The organism is Actinopolymorpha sp. B11F2 (assembly GCF_040195635.1).
GTDB lineage: Bacteria > Actinomycetota > Actinomycetes > Propionibacteriales > Actinopolymorphaceae > Thermasporomyces.
In genome coordinates this window covers 29,665-47,580 of record NZ_JBEFTX010000025.1, presented here as the reverse complement: position 1 = coordinate 47,580, position 17,916 = coordinate 29,665, and the positions used below count along the sequence as shown (strand labels likewise).

Sequence of the window (17,916 nt, the reverse complement as noted above, 5' to 3'; positions counted from 1 at the left end):
GCACGGACAGCGCCGGCCGCCTATCCGGCCGCCCGGACGCTCTGTCTCCCCTGGTGAGCGGTGGCCCGTTCGTACTCCACTCGTGCGGTCTCGAGCAGCTGCCGCCACGACGTCACCGTCGGCCGGCGTCGAAGCACGGCCCGGCGCTCGCGCTCGGTCATGCCTCCCCAGACTCCCCATTCGATCCGGCTGTCGAGGGCCTCGGCGAGGCACTCGGTGCGGACCGGACAGCCCATACAGACCGTCTTGACATCGTGTTGCGCGGCGCCCTGGACGAACAGCTTGTCGGGTTCGTCGCTTCCGCGGCAGGCGGCCAGCCGAACCCAGTCGCCAGTCCATGTCCCAATGGAACTCATCTTGTGTTGTCCCTCCCCTGACTTCGGTCACGCAAGGTGACCGATGCACGGACGTTCCCCCAACGTCCTGGAGGAACGGTAAAGCCAGAGGTGGCCATTGCGACAGTCCCCAATGGCCAGATTTGTGATTGTGTTGCAGAGACCACGGGGAAATGACGGGTCAGAGAGGTCGGCACGCGCTCAGAAAAGACCGGCCATGACCCCGTAGGCTTGCCCTCTATGAGCTCAATCCGTGTGAAGTCCCGGACGTCACGAGAGCGCGGCTTTGTGTCGCACCTCCTGATGTTCGTCGTGATCAGCGCGCTCACCGGCGCGCTGGTGGCAGGCCTGGTGATCCCCTTCGCCGGCGTCCTCGGACTCACCACGCAGTCGGCGACCGACGCGTTCGAGAACATGGACGCGACCCTCGAGAACCCGCCGCTGCCCGAGCGCAGCCGCGTCCTGGCAGCCGACGGCTCCCAGATCGCGACGTTCTACGAACGCAACCGCGTCCAGGTCACCCTCTCGCAGGTCGCCCCCGTCATGCAGCGGGCAATGCTCGCGATCGAGGACGCGCGCTTCTACCAGCACGGACCTCTCGACGCACAGGGCACGCTCCGGGCGTTCGTCCGTAACTCGCAGGGCGGCCAAGTCTCCCAGGGCGGTTCGACGATCACCCAGCAGTACGTCAAGCTTGTGCAGTACGAAAACGCCAGGACACCCGAGGAGCAACGCGCGGTCATCGAGGACTCCTACGGTCGCAAGCTCCAGGAGCTGCGCTACGCCGTCGAGCTCGAGAAGACGATGACCAAGGACGAGATCCTCGAGCGATACTTCAACATCGTCTACTTCGGCGACGGCGCCTACGGCATCGAGTCGGCCGCGAAGCACTACTTCAACACGTCCGCCGCCAAACTCACCCTGCCGCAGGCGGCGATGCTCGCCGGGCTGGTCCGCGACCCCAACGGCCTCGACGTCAAGGACAATCCCGAAGCCGTCCTCGGTCGACGCAACCTCGTCCTGTCCCGGATGGTCCACGAAGGCATGGTCTCGGCCAAGGAGGGCGCCGAGGCCGCGGAGACCGATCTCGGGCTCCGGATGACCCAGACCTCGCAGGGCTGCTACTACTCGCGGTATCCGTTCTTCTGTGACTACGCCCGGCAGGTCCTGCTCCGCGATCCCGCCCTGGGCAAGACGCGGGAGGACCGCGAACGCCTCCTCGACCGCGGCGGCCTGACGATCCAGACCACGCTCGACCAGAAGGCCCAGCGGGCCGCCGACAAGGCGGTCGCCGAGGCCGTCCACCCGACCGACAGCGTGATCGGCGCCCTGTCGATGGTCGAACCCGGCACCGGTCGCGTCAAGGCGATCGCCCAGTCCCGCAAGTACGGCGAGGGCAAGGGCAAGACCTACGTCAACCTCAACGTGCCGAGGAAGTACAACGGCACGCTGGGCTACCAGCCGGGTTCGACGTACAAGCCGTTCATCATGGCGGCGGCGATCCGGCAGGGCATCCCGCTGTCGACCAGCCTGCCCTCGCCTACTCGCATGAGGCACACCGGCTCCATTCGTAACTGCCCCGGTGGCCAGCCGGGCTGGATCAGTACGCCGTGGGATGTCTCCAACTCCACGAGCGCGGGTTCCACGAGCAACCTCATCAGTGGGACGGCGCGGTCGGTCAACACGTTCTACGCCAACCTCGAGGCGCAGACGGGGATCTGCGAGCCGGCCAACATCGCCACCAGGCTCGGTGCGGTCCGCGCCGACGGAGACCCGCTCGATCAGGTGAAGCCGTTCGTGCTCGGCGTCAACGAGGTCGCTCCGATATCGATGGCCGAGGCCTACGCCACCTTCGCCGCCCGCGGTCTGCACTGCCCCGCGACACCGGTCCTCAAGGTGCTCGATCGGCAGGGCAACCCGGTCAAACTCACGAAGACCGAATGCAAGCAGGTCATTCCCCAGGCCGTCGCCGATGGCGTCAACTACGTCCTCCGCCAGGTCGTCGACGGCGATGACTCCGGGCGCACCGGCCAGCGGATGAGCATGGCGAACGAAGGCCGGCAGGTCGCGGGCAAGACCGGCACCAGCAACAGCCGGATCGCGGTCTGGTTCCTTGGCTACACCACCAACCTCGCCACCGCCGCGGTCGTCACCGACGCAGAAGCGCCGCAGCAGAGCCTGATGGGGCAACGCATCGGCGGCCGAACCGTAACCGGCGACCAGGTCTGGGGTGGCACGCTCGCCGGACCCATGTGGCTGGCGGCGATGCGCGGCGCTCTCGAGGGGAGGAAGAGCCCGAACTTCGTCAACCCGAGCCCGAAGATGCTGGTGGGCATCCCCACCACCGTCCCGTCCGTGTTGGGGATGGATCAGGACCGGGCACGGTCGGTCCTGCGTAAGGCGAACTTCTCGATGGCCGTGGGCGGCTCGATCAACTCCGACCTGCCGCGCGGCACCATCGTCCGGCAGACACCGGGTCCCAACACCAGCGCTGGTTCCGGGTCGACGGTGATCGTCTACCTGTCCAACGGGATCAAGCCCAAACCCACGCCGAAGCCGAAGCCGATCCCGACCACCCCGGGACCGTTCCCGAAGCCGACCCTGCCACCACCGCCCGACGACGATTCGCGCCCGGGCTGATCCGGTAGTTACCGAGCAGTCAGGGGCTCAGCTGAGTTGGCCGCGCACGACGGCGGCGACGCGGCCACCTTCGGCGCGGCCCTTCACCTGGGGCTGCACGACCTTCATGACCGCGCCCATGTCCTTCATGCCGCTCGCACCGGTCTCGGCGATCGCCGTACGCACGATCGCAGCCAGCTCGTCCTCGGACAGCTGCGCGGGGAGGTACTCCGCGATGATCTCGCCCTCGGTGCGTTCCTTTGCCGCGAGATCGGACCGACCAGCCTCGTCGTAGGCCTCCGCCGCCTCGCGACGCTTCTTGGCCTCCTTGTCGAGGACGTCCAGCACCTCGGCATCGGACAGCTCACGGGCCTCCGCGCCGGCCACCTCGGCGTTCGTCACCGCCGTGAGACTCATCCGTAGCGTCGACGAACGCACCTTGTCCCGGGCCTTCATCGCGGTCGTCAGGTCGGCACGCAGCCGCTCCTTGAGGGCACTCATGGGCACGATCCTACGGAGCCTGAGGCCGACGGCGGTTGCGCCGGCGTACATCCGCCGGTAGGGCCGCATCGCCCGACCCCACGGGACGGGCTCATACGACGCCACGCACAAGACGATCATGAATAGTGGTGCGACCATGTGAGCCGCCCCGGGGTGTGGGAGCCTGTCAGGGTGCATCACAAGCTCAAGGTCACCCTGGGAGCCACCGCCGGCGTCGCCGCCGCTGCCGCGGCCTGCGTGGCCTACGCAGCGCGCTACGAGGTTCGGGCCTACCGCCTCCGCCGGTTCGACGTGCCCGTGCTGCCGCCGGGGAGCTTGCCGCTGCGGGTCCTGCACATCTCCGACCTTCACCTCATGCCAGACCAGACGGACAAGGTCGAGTGGGTACGCGGGCTCGCGGCGCTGGAGCCGGACCTCGTGGTCAACACCGGCGACAACATCTCCCACCCCGACGCGATACCGGTGGCGGTCCATGCGTACGAGCCGCTCCTGGAGCGTCCAGGGGTGTTTGTCTTCGGCTCCAACGACTACTACGCACCCGTCCGGCGCAACCCGCTTCGCTACTTCTGGATCCGCGAGGGTCCGCGTGCGTTCGGCGCCCCGCGGATGCCGATCGACCACCTGCGTACGGCGTTCACCGACGCGGGCTGGCTCGACCTCACCAACGCACGGGGTGAGCTGAAGGCCGACGGGCGGCGGCTGGCGTTCGCCGGGGTCGACGATCCGCACATCCACTGGGACAGGTACGACGACATCGCCGGCCCTGCCGACACGTCGGCCGAGCTCACCATCGGCGTCACCCACGCGCCTTACCGGCGGGTCCTCGACGCCATGGTTGCCGACGGCTACCGGCTGCTCCTCGCCGGGCACACCCACGGCGGACAGGTGTGCGTGCCGGGCTACGGCGCCCTCGTGACCAACTGTGACCTGGACACGGGACGGGTCAAGGGGCTCTCCCGCTGGGGTCCGTCCTGGATGCACGTCTCCGCCGGCCTCGGCACGTCGCCCTACGCGCCAGTGAGGTTCGCCTGCTATCCCGAGGCCAGCCTGCTGACCCTTCGTTCGGCCCTGTGAGCGCGGCGGCCGATCTCCGCGTACCCGCGCGGCTGGAGACGCCACGGCTCTCGCTGCGGACCTGGCGGCGCTCGGACTGGTCGGCGTTCGCGGCGATCAACGCCGACCCGCGGGTGATGGAACACCTCGGCGGCATACCGATGCGGCGCGTCGAGAGTGACGCCCTCGCGGACCGGATCGAGGACCACTGGCACCAGCACGGCTACGGGTTGTACGCCGTGGAGCTGCGCGCCACCCGCCGGCTGGCCGGGTTCATCGGGCTGAGCCACCATCGCGCCATGCCGGACCAGGTGGAGATCGGCTGGCGCCTCGCCCACGCCGCGTGGGGTCGGGGCCTCGCCAGCGAGGGGGCGTGTGCTGTCCGCGATCTTGCGTACGACACGCTCGGACTGTCCTCGCTCATCTCGATCACCATTGCCGCCAACACCCGCTCGCTGCGGGTCATGGAGAAGCTGGGACTGTCGTACTGGCAGGAGATGGCGTGGGAACGCTGGTGGCTGACGATCTACCGCGGGACGCCCACGGCCCGGTCCGATACCCGATCGCGGGGGTCGGACGCCGCCCGGTAGGCTTGCCTGGCGTTTGCGGGGTGTAGCGCAGCTTGGTAGCGCGCCTCGTTCGGGACGAGGAAGTCGTGGGTTCAAATCCCGCCACCCCGACGCGTGTGATGTCTCAGGACATCGGCATAGCCCGGACCTACGATTTGTGGGTTCGGGCTGATGTCATTTGGGGGTGGGTCCGGGTGGTTGTCCGGTGGGTTGGTAGCGCTTGGATGTGTCGAGGACGAGTTCGCGGAGGAGCTCGCCGGTAGCGGCGTCGATGATGCGGATGTCGAGGTCTTGGGCGAGCACGAGGACGCGGGTTCGGGTGTGGGTTCGGCCGATGCCGATGGAGTAGAGCGTGCCTTGGTGGCGCAGGGTGATCTTGCCGGTTTTGTCGATGCGGTCGTGGCGGACGCGGTGGTGGGTGTCGGTGCGGGGGCTGCCGGGGGTGGCTTTGGGGCGGGCGGTGTAGGCGGTGGCCGGGGTGGCCCGGTTCGGTAGGGATCGGTGTGGCCGGTTGTTGTTGTAGGCGGTGACGAACGCGTCCAGGAGTGTCTGGAGGTCGGCGATGGTGGTCGGTTGGGGGTCTTGGGCGCGCAGCCATTTCTTCATTGTTTGCTGGAATCGCTCGACCTTCCCACACGTGGTGGGGTGGTTGGGGCGGGAGTTCTTCTGCATCACGCCCAGGGCGCGGAGTTCGGTCTCGAAGGCGTTGCGGCCGCCTTTGCCACCGGATAGCCGGGTGGTGAAGACCATGCCGTTGTCGGTCAGCGTGGACGCCGGAATCCCATACTGGGTAACGGTTTGACCGAAGGTAGCCACAACGATCTGGCCGGTGATGCGGGGGTGGACGGTCACACTGAGGGCATAGCGGGCGTGGTCGTCGAGCCAGGACAAGATCTCCACATCCGTGCCGGGTGTGCCGTCGGGGTTGGTGAGCCGGTAGTGCGTGAAGTCGGACTGCCAGCACTCGTTGGGCTGCTCGGCGGCGAAGCGGATGTATGACGACTTCGGCCGTTTGGACGGGTCGGGGGTGAGGGTGCCGTGGCGGACCAGGATCCGGTTGATCGTGGCCCGCGACACCGTGATCTGGTGGTGGTGGGTCAGGTGCCAGCCGATGGTGTCTGCGCCGGCGTCCAGACCCTGCTCGGCGAGCTTCTTGCGTAGTTCGAGGACGAGTTGGACGGTCTCCTCGGCGGCCGCGGCGGGGCTGGTCCTTGGTGCCCGCGAATCCGGCTCGAACGCGGCCTCGCCCGCTGCGCGGTAGCGGGCCATGAGACGACTGATCCAGCCCTGGGAGACACCGTAGGTGCGGGCGGTCTCGGACTGTGATGCGCCGGCGAGGACGGCGGTGATGACAAGACGACGTTTCGACACCAGGCAGCCTCTGCCAACCGGCCAGCGGCACCGGACCTGCCATGCCGATGACCCGAGACATTCCTATTCCGATGTCGTGAGACACCCCATTCCGATGTCCTGAGCCAGCACACCGCCACCCCGACGCGCGAACCGGCAGGTCAGAGGCCTGAGCGATCGCTCAGTGAGGGATCTCTGACCTGCCGGTGTCCGATTTTGGGAGCAGAATGGGAGTGGATATTGCCTGCACCGCTCCCCTGAGCCCTCCTTGCACCCCTCGTGCACGCGACTGGCCGTGCGAGAGATAGAGGGTGAGAGAGACGTCACAGTTCGACGTCTCACCCTGCTGTCACACCCGCTTCCGCAGATCTGAGCCAAGCGAGTGACAGAGTGACAGGGGTGACATTGACGCCATGCCCGCCGTCACTTGCAAGAGTATCGGGCCGGGCAGTTCACTGTGGCCGGGCGGCAGGGGTGTAGCCGGCCAAGCCGAGCCGATCACGTAGGCGGCCGCTATTGTCTGATTATGGCGGTTCAAGATCGGTCCATCGAGCGGCGGCAGCTTGCTGTAGTAGTGGCGATCCTCGTCCTTGTTCTCTGTGCGCTCGCGGGGATGGTTAGCGCTACGTGGTGGGCTGTGCGGCGCGTCGACCCACAAATTACCGTTGCCGTCGTCGGCCTGACTGGCACAATCCTCGTCGCCACGCTAACGGTCGTCGCAGGAAGAATCTTCGAGCGTAAGAAGCTCACTGAAGCTCAACAACGCGAGAAGTGGGCCGAAATCTAAGAGACGTTCGTAAGGGACTGGACTCACGCCATGGGCCTCGACCAGCCCGCCGCGACGAGGAAACCGGTACCCGATGAGGAGACTATCAAATTCATGGCGGACTTCTCCGCGCGAGCGATGACGTGGGCATCGAACAACGTCATTAAGGAGTGGGCTGCATGGAAGGCGATGGCTGCGCAGGAAGATGACGGCGATCAGTCTCTCCGCCTAGTGTTCCAGTTCGAGAAGATCATGCTAGCAATGCGGACGGACTTAGGGCACGAGGCCGATGAGCTGAAGAGCCACGAGTTGTTGCGGAATGTTCATTAGCGACTTCGACGAATCGAGACTTGCAACGTTCGAGTCCGAGAGGAAATCCTCAGCATCCTTGATCCGCAGCTCCTAGAACACGCCTGAACCGGTGACCCGTGGCTCGCCCTGCGGACATACACCCACCTCCTGCCGTGCAGTCAGGCACGCACACGAATGGCCGTTGACGACGCCACCCCGCGGTGTGTGAACATCGATGGTCAATGGCCAGTTAGACAGATTGAGTCGGCTTCGGCGTATGCCTTCTTGCGGGCCTCACCGACCGATGAATCGGTGGTGGGAGCGGCTCCCATGCCGGATCTTGAAATCTGGGTAAGGTCTGCACGAGCAGCGAGCAGCGAGCAGGAAGTCGTGGATTGCATCTCTGAAGCGAACGGCGTCAATGGGATCGTTAAGGGCAGCGCTTACGCGCGCGGCAGCCGCTATAACATCCTTCGGTGCCACCATCAGGAGCATCCCATGATCGTTAGCGGCCCCCTCGCGGCTGCGGCGCGTTCCTCCATCCATCCGTCGATCCGTTTCCATTCGTGCAATGGCACAGACTGCGGGTCGGATTCAACCCGAGCTAGTGTCTCGGCTTCCGCATTGATCCATCGCTCATACTTCTCGTACTTCTCTGACATCACGACATACCTTGAATACAGCTCTCGACGTGTGTCGTATGTGCGCAGCCTCTGCTCATGGTCGAACTGCTCCCGACGGGCACGCGTCGCTTCGTCGACCTGGTGCTGGAGGACTCGCCGTGCGTACGCCTTGAGCGCGACAAGCGTCCAGCCGTGACGGAAGCACCCGCGGTGACGACTCGGCCGGGACTTGTGCGCAAATGACAGTAGCTGCTGGGAACGTCTGCGTGAGAGCCTCGTGAGCAGCAAAGCAGGCACTCATCCGGGTGGTTGCCGTACGCCTACATCTCGTCAGATGGGGGTACCGCCCTTCAAGCCCCTAGCCGTCGAGGCGGCGCCAGCCGACACTCCTGCATGGCCAGATCCTGGCCGAAAGCCCGGCATCGCGCGCGTGGGCCTGGATCCGTACCATCACTGGTGTGGATACGACCGGCCCTCGCGGTTCTGATCACCTGTCTGCCCGCGGTGCTGCTGGTTCGCCTTCTCGAAGTGCATCAGGCGCCCGCGCCGAGTTGAAAACGAGGTTGCGTAGGCAGTAGTGAAGTCCTAGCAATGTAGGTAATGCGATGCCAAAAAGGAAATTGGAACGCAGAAGCGTCGCAGACGACCGTGTTGAGGCTGCAACGATTGTCCATTCTGCACGCCGTCTTGCCCACGGCTTTCGCCAGTCGTTGCGGGATAAGGCGGATCACGCATATTCGGAGAATGCGGCGCTGCGTTCAATGTCGCATTTGCTGGGCAAAGTGAGAATGTCTCGTCGCTCGACGAGCCGACGGCCAATTGCCGAGCTCGGACGTGTCCTTAATGCGGTGGCAGATGGGGACTTGTCCCAGCGGATGCCGGTCCCACGGGCCGAAAGATCGTCCGATGGTGAGATTGTCGCCTTGAGCGCGACGGTCAACACGATGGTCGACCAGCTGTCCCAGTTCGCCGGCGAGGTCACCCGCGTAGCCCGTGAAGTCGGCACCGAAGGCCAGCTCGGCGGGCAGGCAGACGTTCCTGGAGTTGCGGGCACCTGGCGCAGCCTGACCGACTCGGTGAACTTCATGGCAGCCAACCTCACCGCGCAGGTGCGCGATGTCTCCCACGTCGCCACCGCCGTTGCCCGCGGCGACCTGTCCCAGAAGATCGACGTGGACGCCCACGGTGAGATCCTCCAACTCAAGACCACCATCAACACCATGGTCGACCAGCTGTCCCAGTTCGCCGGCGAGGTCACCCGCGTAGCCCGTGAAGTCGGCACCGAAGGCCAGCTCGGCGGGCAGGCAGACGTTCCTGGAGTTGCGGGCACCTGGCGCAGCCTGACCGACTCGGTGAACTTCATGGCAGCCAACCTCACCGCGCAGGTGCGCGATGTCTCCCACGTCGCCACCGCCGTTGCCCGCGGCGACCTGTCCCAGAAGATCGACGTGGACGCCCACGGTGAGATCCTCCAACTCAAGACCACCATCAACACCATGGTCGACCAGCTGTCCCAGTTCGCCGGCGAGGTCACCCGCGTAGCCCGTGAAGTCGGCACCGAAGGCCAGCTCGGCGGGCAGGCGCAGGTACCGGGCGTTGCCGGCACCTGGAAGAACCTCACCGATAGCGTCAATGTCATGGCCGCCAACCTGACCCGCCAGGTCCGCAGTATCGCCACCGCTGCCAGCGCCCTTGCCGAGGGTGACGATCGCGAAGAGATCCCCGTCGACGCCAGAGGTGAGGTGGCCGCTCTGGCCGATGCCACGGCGCAGCTGGCCAGCCAAAAGCGCGACATCGAGCTGGCAAGCCGGGAGTTGGAGGAGCGGGCCCGGCAATTGTCGCTGGCGTCGAGGTACAAGTCTGAGTTCCTGGCCAACATGTCCCACGAGCTGCGTACACCATTGAACAGCGCACTGATCCTGGCGAATCTCCTGGCAGACAACACCGAGGGCAACCTCACCGACCAGCAGGTCGAGTTCGCCCAGACCATCCACTCGGCGGGCAACGACCTGTTGCAGCTGATCAATGACATCCTCGACCTGGCCAAGGTGGAAGCCGGGCACATGGAGCTTGTGTCAGTCCCCGTGACGGTCGAAGGGCTGGTGACCTACGTCGAATCGCTGTACCAGCCGCTCGCCGCGGACAAGGGTCTTGACCTAGCGGTAACGGTCTCCTCTGAAGTGCCGACCAGCCTCGAGACCGACCGTCTGCGGCTGCAGCAGATCCTGCGTAACCTGCTGTCAAACGCGATCAAGTTCACGCACGAAGGAGCAGTTCGGCTCCACATCCAGATGGCCAGCGTATCTGAGGTGAACAGTCCTGCGCTAAGGTCGGCTCCGGCGCTGATCGCGTTCCTCGTCGAAGACACCGGCATCGGCATCCCCCCTGACAAGCTCGCCCACATCTTCGAGGCCTTCGGCCAAGCCGACGGAACGACAAGCCGCAACTACGGCGGCACCGGCCTCGGCCTCTCCATCAGCAAGGAACTCACCAGCCTCCTCGGCGGCGAACTGCAGGTGCACAGCCAGGAGGGCCAAGGCAGCACGTTCACCCTCTACCTACCCGTCGGCAGAACCCCCACCAGAACCACACCGACCGAAACTGGCGACACGGCTCCCGCGCAGTCCAACCTGGCTGGGGCGGTGCAGCCGGCCGAGTCCGGGCAGTTCCATGGCGAAAAGATCCTGGTCGCCGACGACGATCCACGCTACGTCAACGCACTACGAGTTGCTCTGGAACAGCACGGGCTGAACGTCGTCAGTGTCGACAACGGCCTGGCAGCCATCGACGCACTAGACGACCACGACGACATCAGACTGGCCTTGATCGACGTGATGATGCCAGACCTGGACGGCAACGCCACCATGGCCCGCATCAGGACGATGCCGGCTCACAGCGACCTGCCCCTCATCGCCGTCACCGCCAACGCGATGAAAGGCGACCGCGAGGAGAGCCTCGCCGCCGGGGCCACCGAGTACGTCACCAAACCGGTCGACTGCAACCACCTGCTCCGACTGATCGCCACACATCTCCCGGCGCACACGGGCGGACAACCGCGGCGCAGCTGATCCTCGGACGGCGCGGCAGACGCCTCCGCCCGGGCACTCCTGCCGGCCTTGCGCTGTCCCTGCGGCCTCGGTTCACCTGGAGGAAGCCCGAGAAGATTCGAGCCGAGCAGCAGCAGCACGTGCGCGAAAGATGACAGATGTCAGGTTTGGTACGAGCTGGTTAGGGTGGGGCCGAACAGTCGTGATCTTGATTCTGGCATGTGCGTGTCCATGCGCTTGGCCACCGGCCGGGGCTGGTCTGTTGTTCAGCGGGCAGAGATCGGTCCCGGCCGGGTCACGGTCAGCTCCAGCGGATTGCGGCGGCTGCGTCGGGAGGGGGATGCAGAAGGTGGCGCCAGAACGCTCCGCCATAGGTGCCGCCGAGCTCGCCGAGTTTCCGGTCGGTGAGTTCGGTGAGCCTGGGTTGGTCACACGTCCCGGCTCGCCCCAACACCCCTGTGCTTCAGCCGGGTCCGGCCACCGGGAGTCCCCGGCGGCTCACCACCGGCAGCACATGTGGGAGCGGAATGGGAGCGGAGTGGGAGCGGCAGCCGGGGTCAAGCGCGGTCAGGCGCTGTCAGCGGACGCTGCTGACCTGCGCTTATGCGGTGGATCAGGCACGCGATCCGGGCTTGACCTTTGTTCGGGACGAGGAAGTCGTGGGTTCAAATCCCGCCACCCCGACGCGCAAACCGGCAGGTCAGAGGCCTGGGCGATGGCTCAGGGACGGATCTCTGACCTGCCGGTTTCCGGTTCTGGGGCGCCCCTGTACGTCGGACACGGTGAGAACGCGTCCCCGACTGTCGCCTCAGAGCGAGGACCGGCGGCGCGCGAAGAGAACCGCCCCTGGAACGTTCTGGTCAAGGTCAAACAGCAGCTGGGACTCGACCGTGAACCCGGCATCGTCCAGCCAGGCTGTCACTCGGCCCGGCTGGCGGCGGTGGACGTAGACGTTCATCGGGTGACCGCCGTAGCCCTGCGTCTTCAGCCGCGACCCGTCGCCGAGGTGAAAGCCGAGCAGCAGTGGTCCGCCGGACCGCAACACCCGCCGGAAGTGCCCGAAGATCGTGGGAACCGCATCGTCGGGGACGTGAACCAACGACCAGAAAGCGAGCAGGCCGGCCACCGAGCCGTCGGCGAGGTCGAGGTCGGTCATCGAGCTCACCTCGAACCGCAGGTCGGGGTGGTCCCGCCGGGCAACGTCGATCATCCCAGGCGAAAGGTCCACACCGAACGCGTCGATCCCCAGCTTGTGCAAATGGGCGGTCACGTGTCCTGGTCCGCAGCCCACATCGGCGACCGGTCCGCCACCGGCGGCGCGAACCTGGTCGGCGAACAACCCAAGACTCGCTCGTAGGTACGGCTCCCCGGCCAGGGCGTCGCGTACATGGTCGGCATAGCTGACCGCCACGGTGTCGTAGGAGGTCGTGGTGTCTGCCAACCAGCCGTCCGCGTGCATGTTCCACCACGGTAGTCCAGTGATCAGGATCTGGTGCACAGCCCACGCACCGCATGAGAGTTGGCGGCCTGAGCCGCATCGCGCTGGACGCAGCTGGGACCTACGACCCTGGTACGTCGAGGCTGGCGAGCAGGGTGCGGATCTGTGCGGCTGAACGTTCGATGCAGGCCCGGTCGTCCTCGTCCACGCCGATCTGTAGTGAGGACAGAGCGATATCCAGGGTGTGCAGGTTCAACCGCCGGAGGTACGTCTCGTCGGCCGGTGCGCCGTAGCCGGCCAGCAGTGGCGGTAGGTCCAACTCCGGGCCGCGAACCCGGAGCACTGCCAGGTCGTGCACCGGTGCGCCGGGCTTCCAGTCACCGAAGTCGATGATCCCGCTTACCCGTACGGGCGCACCCTCGCCGCCGTCACCGGTCACGAAGATGTGCCGCGGACTGATGTCGCCATGGCACAGCACCCAGCGCTCACAGGGAAAGTCGTGGGCGTACCCCTCCAGCAGGTCCAGCATCCGGTCGAACTGCGCGGCCGAGAAGCCGCCGGCCAGAATCTGATCCCGCTGCGCACGACGATCGGCCAGCTCTGCCGCCATCACAGTCGTCCAGTCGCGTTCGTCATCGACGGGGACCCCGTTGATTCGAGCGATCAGTCCGCCGATCTCAGCGAGCACGTCGTGTCGTTGTCGCTCCGACAGGCGGTTGACGACCTCGGCGAGCGGGCGGCCGGGCATCGTGCGCTGCACCATGACGGGGAACTCGGAGTCGTCGATCCGTACGGTGTCGTGGAGCAGGATCTCCGGTCCTGGTACTCCGGCGGCACGTGCGGCGCCGATCGCCCAGGCCTCGGCCGCCGACCTGGTGGAGTCGCCACCGCCCCGTCCGAACCGCAAGATCCGGACCACCACATCCTGCCCGTCGGCGCTCCAGACCCGGTAGACCTCGTTGTCGTACCCCTCCACGATCCGGTCCACCCGCTCGATCCGGGCTCCCACCGCACGGCGTACAAGCCCGGCCAGCACCGAGCGCGGCGTGCTCACCTGAGCGTGCTGCCATTCGACAAACGATCCTGGCGGCACCGACATGCCGGCGATTCGACCAGCGCGGCGGCGGGGAATCAAAGGGTTTTCGGCGATCACCCTTACGTGATCGCCGATGCGCTCGCACCAATGGCGGTCGCCACCCGTTCTTGGCCGGTGGCGGGTCCTCACCTGGGACGAGCTGCGGACTACCGCCGTACTCACAGAGGTTCCACGCTCACACAACAATGATCGTCCGATGACCTTCTCCCTAGGATGCGTACTCGGGCTACTACTGTCGGACTCTTGCGGTGCGCATTCTGGGACCTTGGGTGCCGATCCGTGACCCTGGGTGCCGATCCGGGGCCCGCTCAAGCTGTCGTACGACAAGGAGGGTTGGGCTATGTCTTTGCCGCCACCGGGACACGTCGCGGCGACGCGCCTGTCCGCGAATGAGAAGCTGGCGCCCGCGGGCTCCGGTCTCGTCCTGGCCGAATGGACCGCCCGACCAGGCACGGGCTCCGTCGACGATCCGCCCTACCAGGCGCCAATGCACATCCATCATGACGAGGACGAGGCGTGGTACGTCCTCGACGGGCGGCTCCGCGTCAAGGTGGGCGACACCGAGCATGAGGTACCGGCGGGCGGGGCGGTCATCGGGCCGCGTGGGCTGCCGCACACGTTCTGGAACCCCGACCCTGACGCCTCGGTGCGCTACCTGCTTGTCATGGGAGCCCGCACGAGTGCGCTGCTCGACGCATTGCACAGCGGCGAACGGCCCTCAGGGGTCGAGGGCATGCGCGCGTTGTTCGAGGCGTACGGCTGCACCCTCCTCGACTGAGCCCGCTCGGTCAGGCGTGCAGGCGGACAACGGCAGCGGAACGCTGGGCGGACGGGCGGCAGGCGTTGGAGAAGTTCGCGGCCGACAAGCACAGGCCGACCAATAGCTCGCCGCGCGCCGCCCTGCCCTGTGATCGTGAAAGCTCGCTGGTGCAGCGACCTGCGACTCTTCATGATCGTCGCAAGGGACGGCGATCGGTGATCATGAGTGTTTGCGGGCTCTGCGCACAGGGATGTCTTCATGATCACGATCATGATCACGAGGGCAGGGCGAGCCGGGGTGACGCAGGGCAGGACTACGCCATACGGTGCAAAGCGTGGAGGGGGAACGGCGTGGACGCCAGCGGCTTCACGGCCAACTGCACAAGGAGCAGGGCACTGTCGTCTCCCGCCGCACGGTTGAGCGACAGGGCGCCGCATTCCCGGCAGCGGTGCACCAGCACCCACTCCCCCGCACCGCGTACGGTGATGGCGATCGGCTCCATCCCCGCACCACAAGGCGAGGCACGGTCGCCGGGTCGCGCCCGGTCGAGGTGCCGGCTCCACAGGCAGTGTGGGCAGTGGTTGCGATGGGCGGTGCCCTGAGCGTCGAGGTCTACCTCACGTCCGCAGTGCAGGCAGTGGAAACGCGACGCGCGGCGCCGATCGCGGTGGTGGCGAGATGCGTGTGTCACGAGTGGATCTCCGTCCGTCGAAGTGAACGCAGCGACGGACCCGGACAGTCGTCACACTCTCGCCTCCTCTCGCTACCTGCCGTGGCCCCGCGACGGCAGAACCACCGCCGCGTATCGCCTCGAATGACACCGCATCATCGGCACACCGGCAACCGATTTTCCTGCCTGTACGAACGATGCGAGGCAGACCTCACTCCGTCGCGGTCGGATCAGCCACCTGCCCCAGGAACAACGGCGTCTGCGTCGGCAGGTGGACCACCGCGAACGCGAACGCTCGGTCCGCCCGGATCACCGTCTTCGGCTCCGCCGGGAGGGAGGTCGTCCGCATCGCCAGGCCGGTGACGGCGGCTGCCTCCGTCCCGAACTCGTCGACGGTGATGTTGGCCCGGTGGATGGCCTGGTCGATGTAGAGCCTGTCGGCGATGCCGGAGAAGTCGGCAGACCTGCCGAACGGCACCGTCATGCCGAGTAGCTGGAGCAACGAGGCGAGCTCGAGGTTGGTGGCGAAGTCCCAGCGTGGCAGGGCGACTCTCGCCCGTCCGCTCCGCAGCCCCGAGGCCACCTCCCGTAGCAGCTGCGGCCGCAGCAGGGTCACGGGCTCGAACGGTGCCGCGGCCGTCGGTTTCGCGGTCGGCACCACGATCCACATCGCGAGCTCTCCGCCGGCGTAGGGAAGTTCCGCCGCCTGCCAGTCCGCCCCCGACGCATGGCGAAACGCGCCCATCCGCGTCATCATCGGCGCCTTGACGGTGCCGCCGTCGGCCTTGGTGAAGGTCTCGTCACGGGTGGCGGACTCCTCGAACGGCACAGCCCAGTCCGCCTTGAGATAGACCGCGTTCGCGAGTACCAGCATGGTGTCAGGATTGAGTTCCTCGAAGAGCTTGGTGATGCGTTCGGCGGTCTGCTGGCGTACCCACGCGTTGATCGTCTCGAGAGCCGCAGGCGACTGCAGATCGAGCGTCTGGACGCCGGTGTCGTAGTGCTCCTTCAGCGTACGCAGAAAGGCTTCCCGGATGGCGAAGCCCTCCTGGGCGAACAACGCGTTGGCGACGGCCACGACCGGCGGCGCCGGCGGCTCACCGGGCTCGCGCTTGCTCGACGCCCGAGGCGGCGCCTTGTCGGTGGTGACAACCTGCCGGGTGATGGCGTTCAACGCCAGGTGTGGACCGTCGGGAGGGAAGCCCAGAACGTCGTCGATCTGTACGGCGGTCTCTCCGCGGGCACCCGCCCGGACCATGCCGAAGGCGAAGGCGATGCTCGCCGGCGACGCGACGAAGTTCGTCAACGGATCGCTGGCCCGCTGCATGAGGGCATGCCCGAACGCCGTCATCCCGTCGACCGTCGGCGCCACCGGTGCATCGCGCGGCGGCGTGACCCGGTCAACTCCCGCGGCCGCCACCAGCCGCAGCCCCCCGCGTCCGTCCTTGCCACCCATGCCGTTCCCTCCGTTGGCACCGCCGGCTTCCCGGCCGCAGGCCGCGAGCAACGGCGCCGCCAGTGCGCCGATGAGCACCGCTCGCCGGGATGTCCCGACACCTTGCATCATCTCCGCCACCTCCCGCTAGGTCATCCAGATGGCAAGCTCGACGGGTGGCGAGTCCCGTCGGAGCTGGCCTCCCCAACGACGCCGCGGGACGGAAATCGGTTGTCCCGCGGCGTCGTCGCGCACTCAACCCGGGACAGGCCGATCTCGCAGCGGACAGTAAGGTCGTGCGGGCCCTCCGCGTCCAGCCGGGGGGCGGGTTGAACCCGGATGCGACCAGTGCGGGGCGAACCCTTCCGTGCGACCGCTCTTCCACGGAAGAATTGCCGACGGCGAAGGGAGATCTTGATGCCCGCTGGCATCTACGTGGGAACCGACGACGGGCTCCATGTCTTCGGGTCGCAGACGCGTCTCGAGCTGCCCGGGCGGCGACTCCGGACGCTGGTCGCCGACGGTGACAAGACCTGGGCCCTGGTCGGCGAGTCGGAGATCTTCAACGCGGGAGCGGCAGCCATCTGGCGGCACGTGACGCGGCTGCGCAACGTGAAGACCACCTGCATCCACCCGTCGGGCGACGGTCTCCTGATCGGCACCTACGGCGCCCATCTCTACCGGCTGCGTGGCCAACGGCTCGAACCGGTCGAGTCGTTCGACCTCGTCGACGGACGGGCCAAGTGGCGCGCGGCGTCCGGCGACCAACCGTCGGTCGGCTCGATCGGTGTCGACGACGATGGCAACACGTTCGTCAACGTACGCATCGGCGGGATCCCACGCTCGACCGATGACTGCGCGACCTGGGAACCCACACTCGACATCGACGAGGACGTCCACCAGATCGTCGCGCTCCCCGGCGACGGCCCACTCCTCGCGGCGACCGCGCGGGGCCTGTCGACCAGTTGGGATCACGGGGGCGCCTGGAATCACCGCGCGCTCGGCCTCGACGGCACCTACTGCACCGCGGTCGGCGTGTGCAACGACACAGTGGTCGTCAGCGCGTCCGAAGGTACGAACGGCAAGGGCGCGGCGATCTACCGTGGCGGGCTGGAAGGCGTACGGCTCGAACGCTGCGGCAAGGGCCTCCCCGACCTCGAGACCAACATCGAGCCGCACTGCCTGGCAGGGGCCGGGTCGACGATCGCCTTCGGCACCACGACCGGCGCCGTCTATGCCAGCGCAGATGCCGGACGCAGCTGGGAACTCCTCGCCGACGGCCTTCCGGTGGTGCGCTGCGTCCTCGTCCGGGAATAGCTCGGCCTTGGCGCCCTCATCCAAACAGGGCATCCTTCCCGCCCCG

The 17,916-nt window shown here is 66.7% G+C and carries 16 protein-coding genes and 1 tRNA gene; 10 read left to right on the top strand and 7 right to left on the bottom strand.

Going from position 1 to position 17,916, the window contains the following annotated elements; translation table 11 throughout:
- Positions 1-20 precede the first annotated feature (20 nt).
- The gene (locus ABN034_RS31450) at positions 21-356 is read right to left on the bottom strand and encodes a WhiB family transcriptional regulator (RefSeq protein WP_349325727.1); all 336 of its coding nucleotides are present in this window, start codon (positions 354-356) and stop codon (positions 21-23) included.
- Positions 357-575: 219 nt separating this feature from the next.
- Here ABN034_RS31450 and ABN034_RS31445 point away from each other — a divergent pair, with 219 nt between their 5' ends.
- Positions 576-2,975: a penicillin-binding protein gene (locus ABN034_RS31445; protein WP_349694604.1), complete on the top strand. Its 2,400-nt coding sequence runs from the start codon at positions 576-578 to the stop codon at positions 2,973-2,975.
- Between the two features lie 27 nt (positions 2,976-3,002).
- On the opposite strand, the gene ABN034_RS31440 is transcribed toward ABN034_RS31445, so the two are convergent.
- Positions 3,003-3,455 carry a GatB/YqeY domain-containing protein gene (locus tag ABN034_RS31440; protein ID WP_349694603.1) on the bottom strand — a complete coding sequence of 151 codons (453 nt, stop codon included), beginning with the start codon at positions 3,453-3,455 and terminating at the stop codon, positions 3,003-3,005.
- A 171-nt stretch (positions 3,456-3,626) separates the two neighbouring features.
- Here ABN034_RS31440 and ABN034_RS31435 point away from each other — a divergent pair, with 171 nt between their 5' ends.
- The 3 genes from ABN034_RS31435 (at position 3,627) to ABN034_RS31425 (ending at position 5,188) form a co-directional block, all read left to right on the top strand.
- On the top strand, positions 3,627-4,529 hold the full coding sequence (locus tag ABN034_RS31435; protein ID WP_349694602.1) for a metallophosphoesterase: 903 nt from the start codon (positions 3,627-3,629) through the stop codon (positions 4,527-4,529).
- Positions 4,526-5,098, top strand: a complete 573-nt coding sequence (locus tag ABN034_RS31430; RefSeq protein WP_349694601.1) for a GNAT family N-acetyltransferase — start codon at positions 4,526-4,528, stop codon at positions 5,096-5,098. Before ABN034_RS31435 ends, ABN034_RS31430 begins: the two co-directional genes overlap by 4 nt.
- A 16-nt stretch (positions 5,099-5,114) precedes the next feature.
- Positions 5,115-5,188 (top strand) — tRNA-Pro (locus ABN034_RS31425).
- A gap of 63 nt (positions 5,189-5,251) precedes the next feature.
- Here the strand turns inward: ABN034_RS31425 and ABN034_RS31420 are convergent.
- The gene (locus tag ABN034_RS31420; protein WP_349694600.1) at positions 5,252-6,448 is read right to left on the bottom strand and encodes an integrase core domain-containing protein; all 1,197 of its coding nucleotides are present in this window, start codon (positions 6,446-6,448) and stop codon (positions 5,252-5,254) included.
- A gap of 505 nt (positions 6,449-6,953) precedes the next feature.
- Here ABN034_RS31420 and ABN034_RS31415 point away from each other — a divergent pair.
- From ABN034_RS31415 to ABN034_RS31400, 4 genes are all read left to right on the top strand, one after another.
- Positions 6,954-7,214, top strand: a complete 261-nt coding sequence (locus tag ABN034_RS31415) for a hypothetical protein (protein WP_349694599.1) — start codon at positions 6,954-6,956, stop codon at positions 7,212-7,214.
- A gap of 30 nt (positions 7,215-7,244) precedes the next feature.
- Positions 7,245-7,523, top strand: coding sequence for a hypothetical protein (locus ABN034_RS31410; protein ID WP_349694598.1), 279 nt, complete (start codon positions 7,245-7,247; stop codon positions 7,521-7,523).
- A gap of 680 nt (positions 7,524-8,203) precedes the next feature.
- Positions 8,204-8,350 (top strand): hypothetical protein, encoded by a 147-nt coding sequence (locus ABN034_RS31405; protein WP_349694597.1) that lies wholly within the window; start codon positions 8,204-8,206, stop codon positions 8,348-8,350.
- Positions 8,351-8,712: 362 nt separating this feature from the next.
- On the top strand, positions 8,713-11,175 hold the full coding sequence (locus ABN034_RS31400; protein WP_349694596.1) for a HAMP domain-containing protein: 2,463 nt from the start codon (positions 8,713-8,715) through the stop codon (positions 11,173-11,175).
- Positions 11,176-11,962: 787 nt separating this feature from the next.
- Here the strand turns inward: ABN034_RS31400 and ABN034_RS31395 are convergent.
- Both ABN034_RS31395 and ABN034_RS31390 read right to left on the bottom strand, forming a co-directional pair.
- Complete coding sequence (locus ABN034_RS31395) at positions 11,963-12,613, bottom strand: class I SAM-dependent methyltransferase (protein ID WP_349694595.1); 651 nt, start codon at positions 12,611-12,613, stop codon at positions 11,963-11,965.
- 100 nt (positions 12,614-12,713) lie between these two features.
- Entirely contained in the window at positions 12,714-13,646 is a 933-nt protein-coding gene (locus ABN034_RS31390) for a phosphotransferase family protein (protein ID WP_349694594.1), read from the bottom strand.
- A gap of 382 nt (positions 13,647-14,028) precedes the next feature.
- Between ABN034_RS31390 and ABN034_RS31385 the strand changes: the two genes are divergently transcribed.
- A complete protein-coding gene (locus tag ABN034_RS31385) occupies positions 14,029-14,466 on the top strand; it encodes a cupin domain-containing protein (protein WP_349694593.1) in 438 nt (145 codons plus the stop codon).
- A 295-nt stretch (positions 14,467-14,761) separates the two neighbouring features.
- Here the strand turns inward: ABN034_RS31385 and ABN034_RS31380 are convergent, their stop codons facing one another.
- Positions 14,762-15,139, bottom strand: coding sequence for an RNHCP domain-containing protein (locus ABN034_RS31380; RefSeq protein WP_349694592.1), 378 nt, complete (start codon positions 15,137-15,139; stop codon positions 14,762-14,764).
- A gap of 190 nt (positions 15,140-15,329) precedes the next feature.
- A complete protein-coding gene (locus ABN034_RS31375; RefSeq protein ID WP_349694591.1) occupies positions 15,330-16,685 on the bottom strand; it encodes a serpin family protein in 1,356 nt (451 codons plus the stop codon).
- Positions 16,686-16,970: 285 nt separating this feature from the next.
- Here ABN034_RS31375 and ABN034_RS31370 point away from each other — a divergent pair, with 285 nt between their 5' ends.
- Positions 16,971-17,870 carry a beta propeller repeat protein gene (locus ABN034_RS31370; RefSeq protein ID WP_349694590.1) on the top strand — a complete coding sequence of 300 codons (900 nt, stop codon included), beginning with the start codon at positions 16,971-16,973 and terminating at the stop codon, positions 17,868-17,870.
- The last annotated feature ends 46 nt before the right edge of the window (positions 17,871-17,916 follow it).

Excerpts from the sequence above, each read along its gene's own strand:
- ABN034_RS31400 (WP_349694596.1), top strand. The coding sequence starts at position 8,713 with ATGCCAAAAAGGAAATTGGAACGCAGAAGCGTCGCAGACGACCGTGTT.
- ABN034_RS31385 (WP_349694593.1), top strand. The coding sequence starts at position 14,029 with ATGTCTTTGCCGCCACCGGGACACGTCGCGGCGACGCGCCTGTCCGCG.
- ABN034_RS31370 (WP_349694590.1), top strand. The coding sequence starts at position 16,971 with ATGCCCGCTGGCATCTACGTGGGAACCGACGACGGGCTCCATGTCTTC.
- ABN034_RS31415 (WP_349694599.1), top strand. The coding sequence starts at position 6,954 with ATGGCGGTTCAAGATCGGTCCATCGAGCGGCGGCAGCTTGCTGTAGTA.
- ABN034_RS31445 (WP_349694604.1), top strand. The coding sequence starts at position 576 with ATGAGCTCAATCCGTGTGAAGTCCCGGACGTCACGAGAGCGCGGCTTT.
- ABN034_RS31440 (WP_349694603.1), bottom strand. The coding sequence starts at position 3,455 with ATGAGTGCCCTCAAGGAGCGGCTGCGTGCCGACCTGACGACCGCGATG.
- ABN034_RS31375 (WP_349694591.1), bottom strand. The coding sequence starts at position 16,685 with ATGATGCAAGGTGTCGGGACATCCCGGCGAGCGGTGCTCATCGGCGCA.
- ABN034_RS31405 (WP_349694597.1), top strand. The coding sequence starts at position 8,204 with ATGGTCGAACTGCTCCCGACGGGCACGCGTCGCTTCGTCGACCTGGTG.
- ABN034_RS31395 (WP_349694595.1), bottom strand. The coding sequence starts at position 12,613 with ATGCACGCGGACGGCTGGTTGGCAGACACCACGACCTCCTACGACACC.
- ABN034_RS31410 (WP_349694598.1), top strand. The coding sequence starts at position 7,245 with ATGGGCCTCGACCAGCCCGCCGCGACGAGGAAACCGGTACCCGATGAG.
- ABN034_RS31450 (WP_349325727.1), bottom strand. The coding sequence starts at position 356 with ATGAGTTCCATTGGGACATGGACTGGCGACTGGGTTCGGCTGGCCGCC.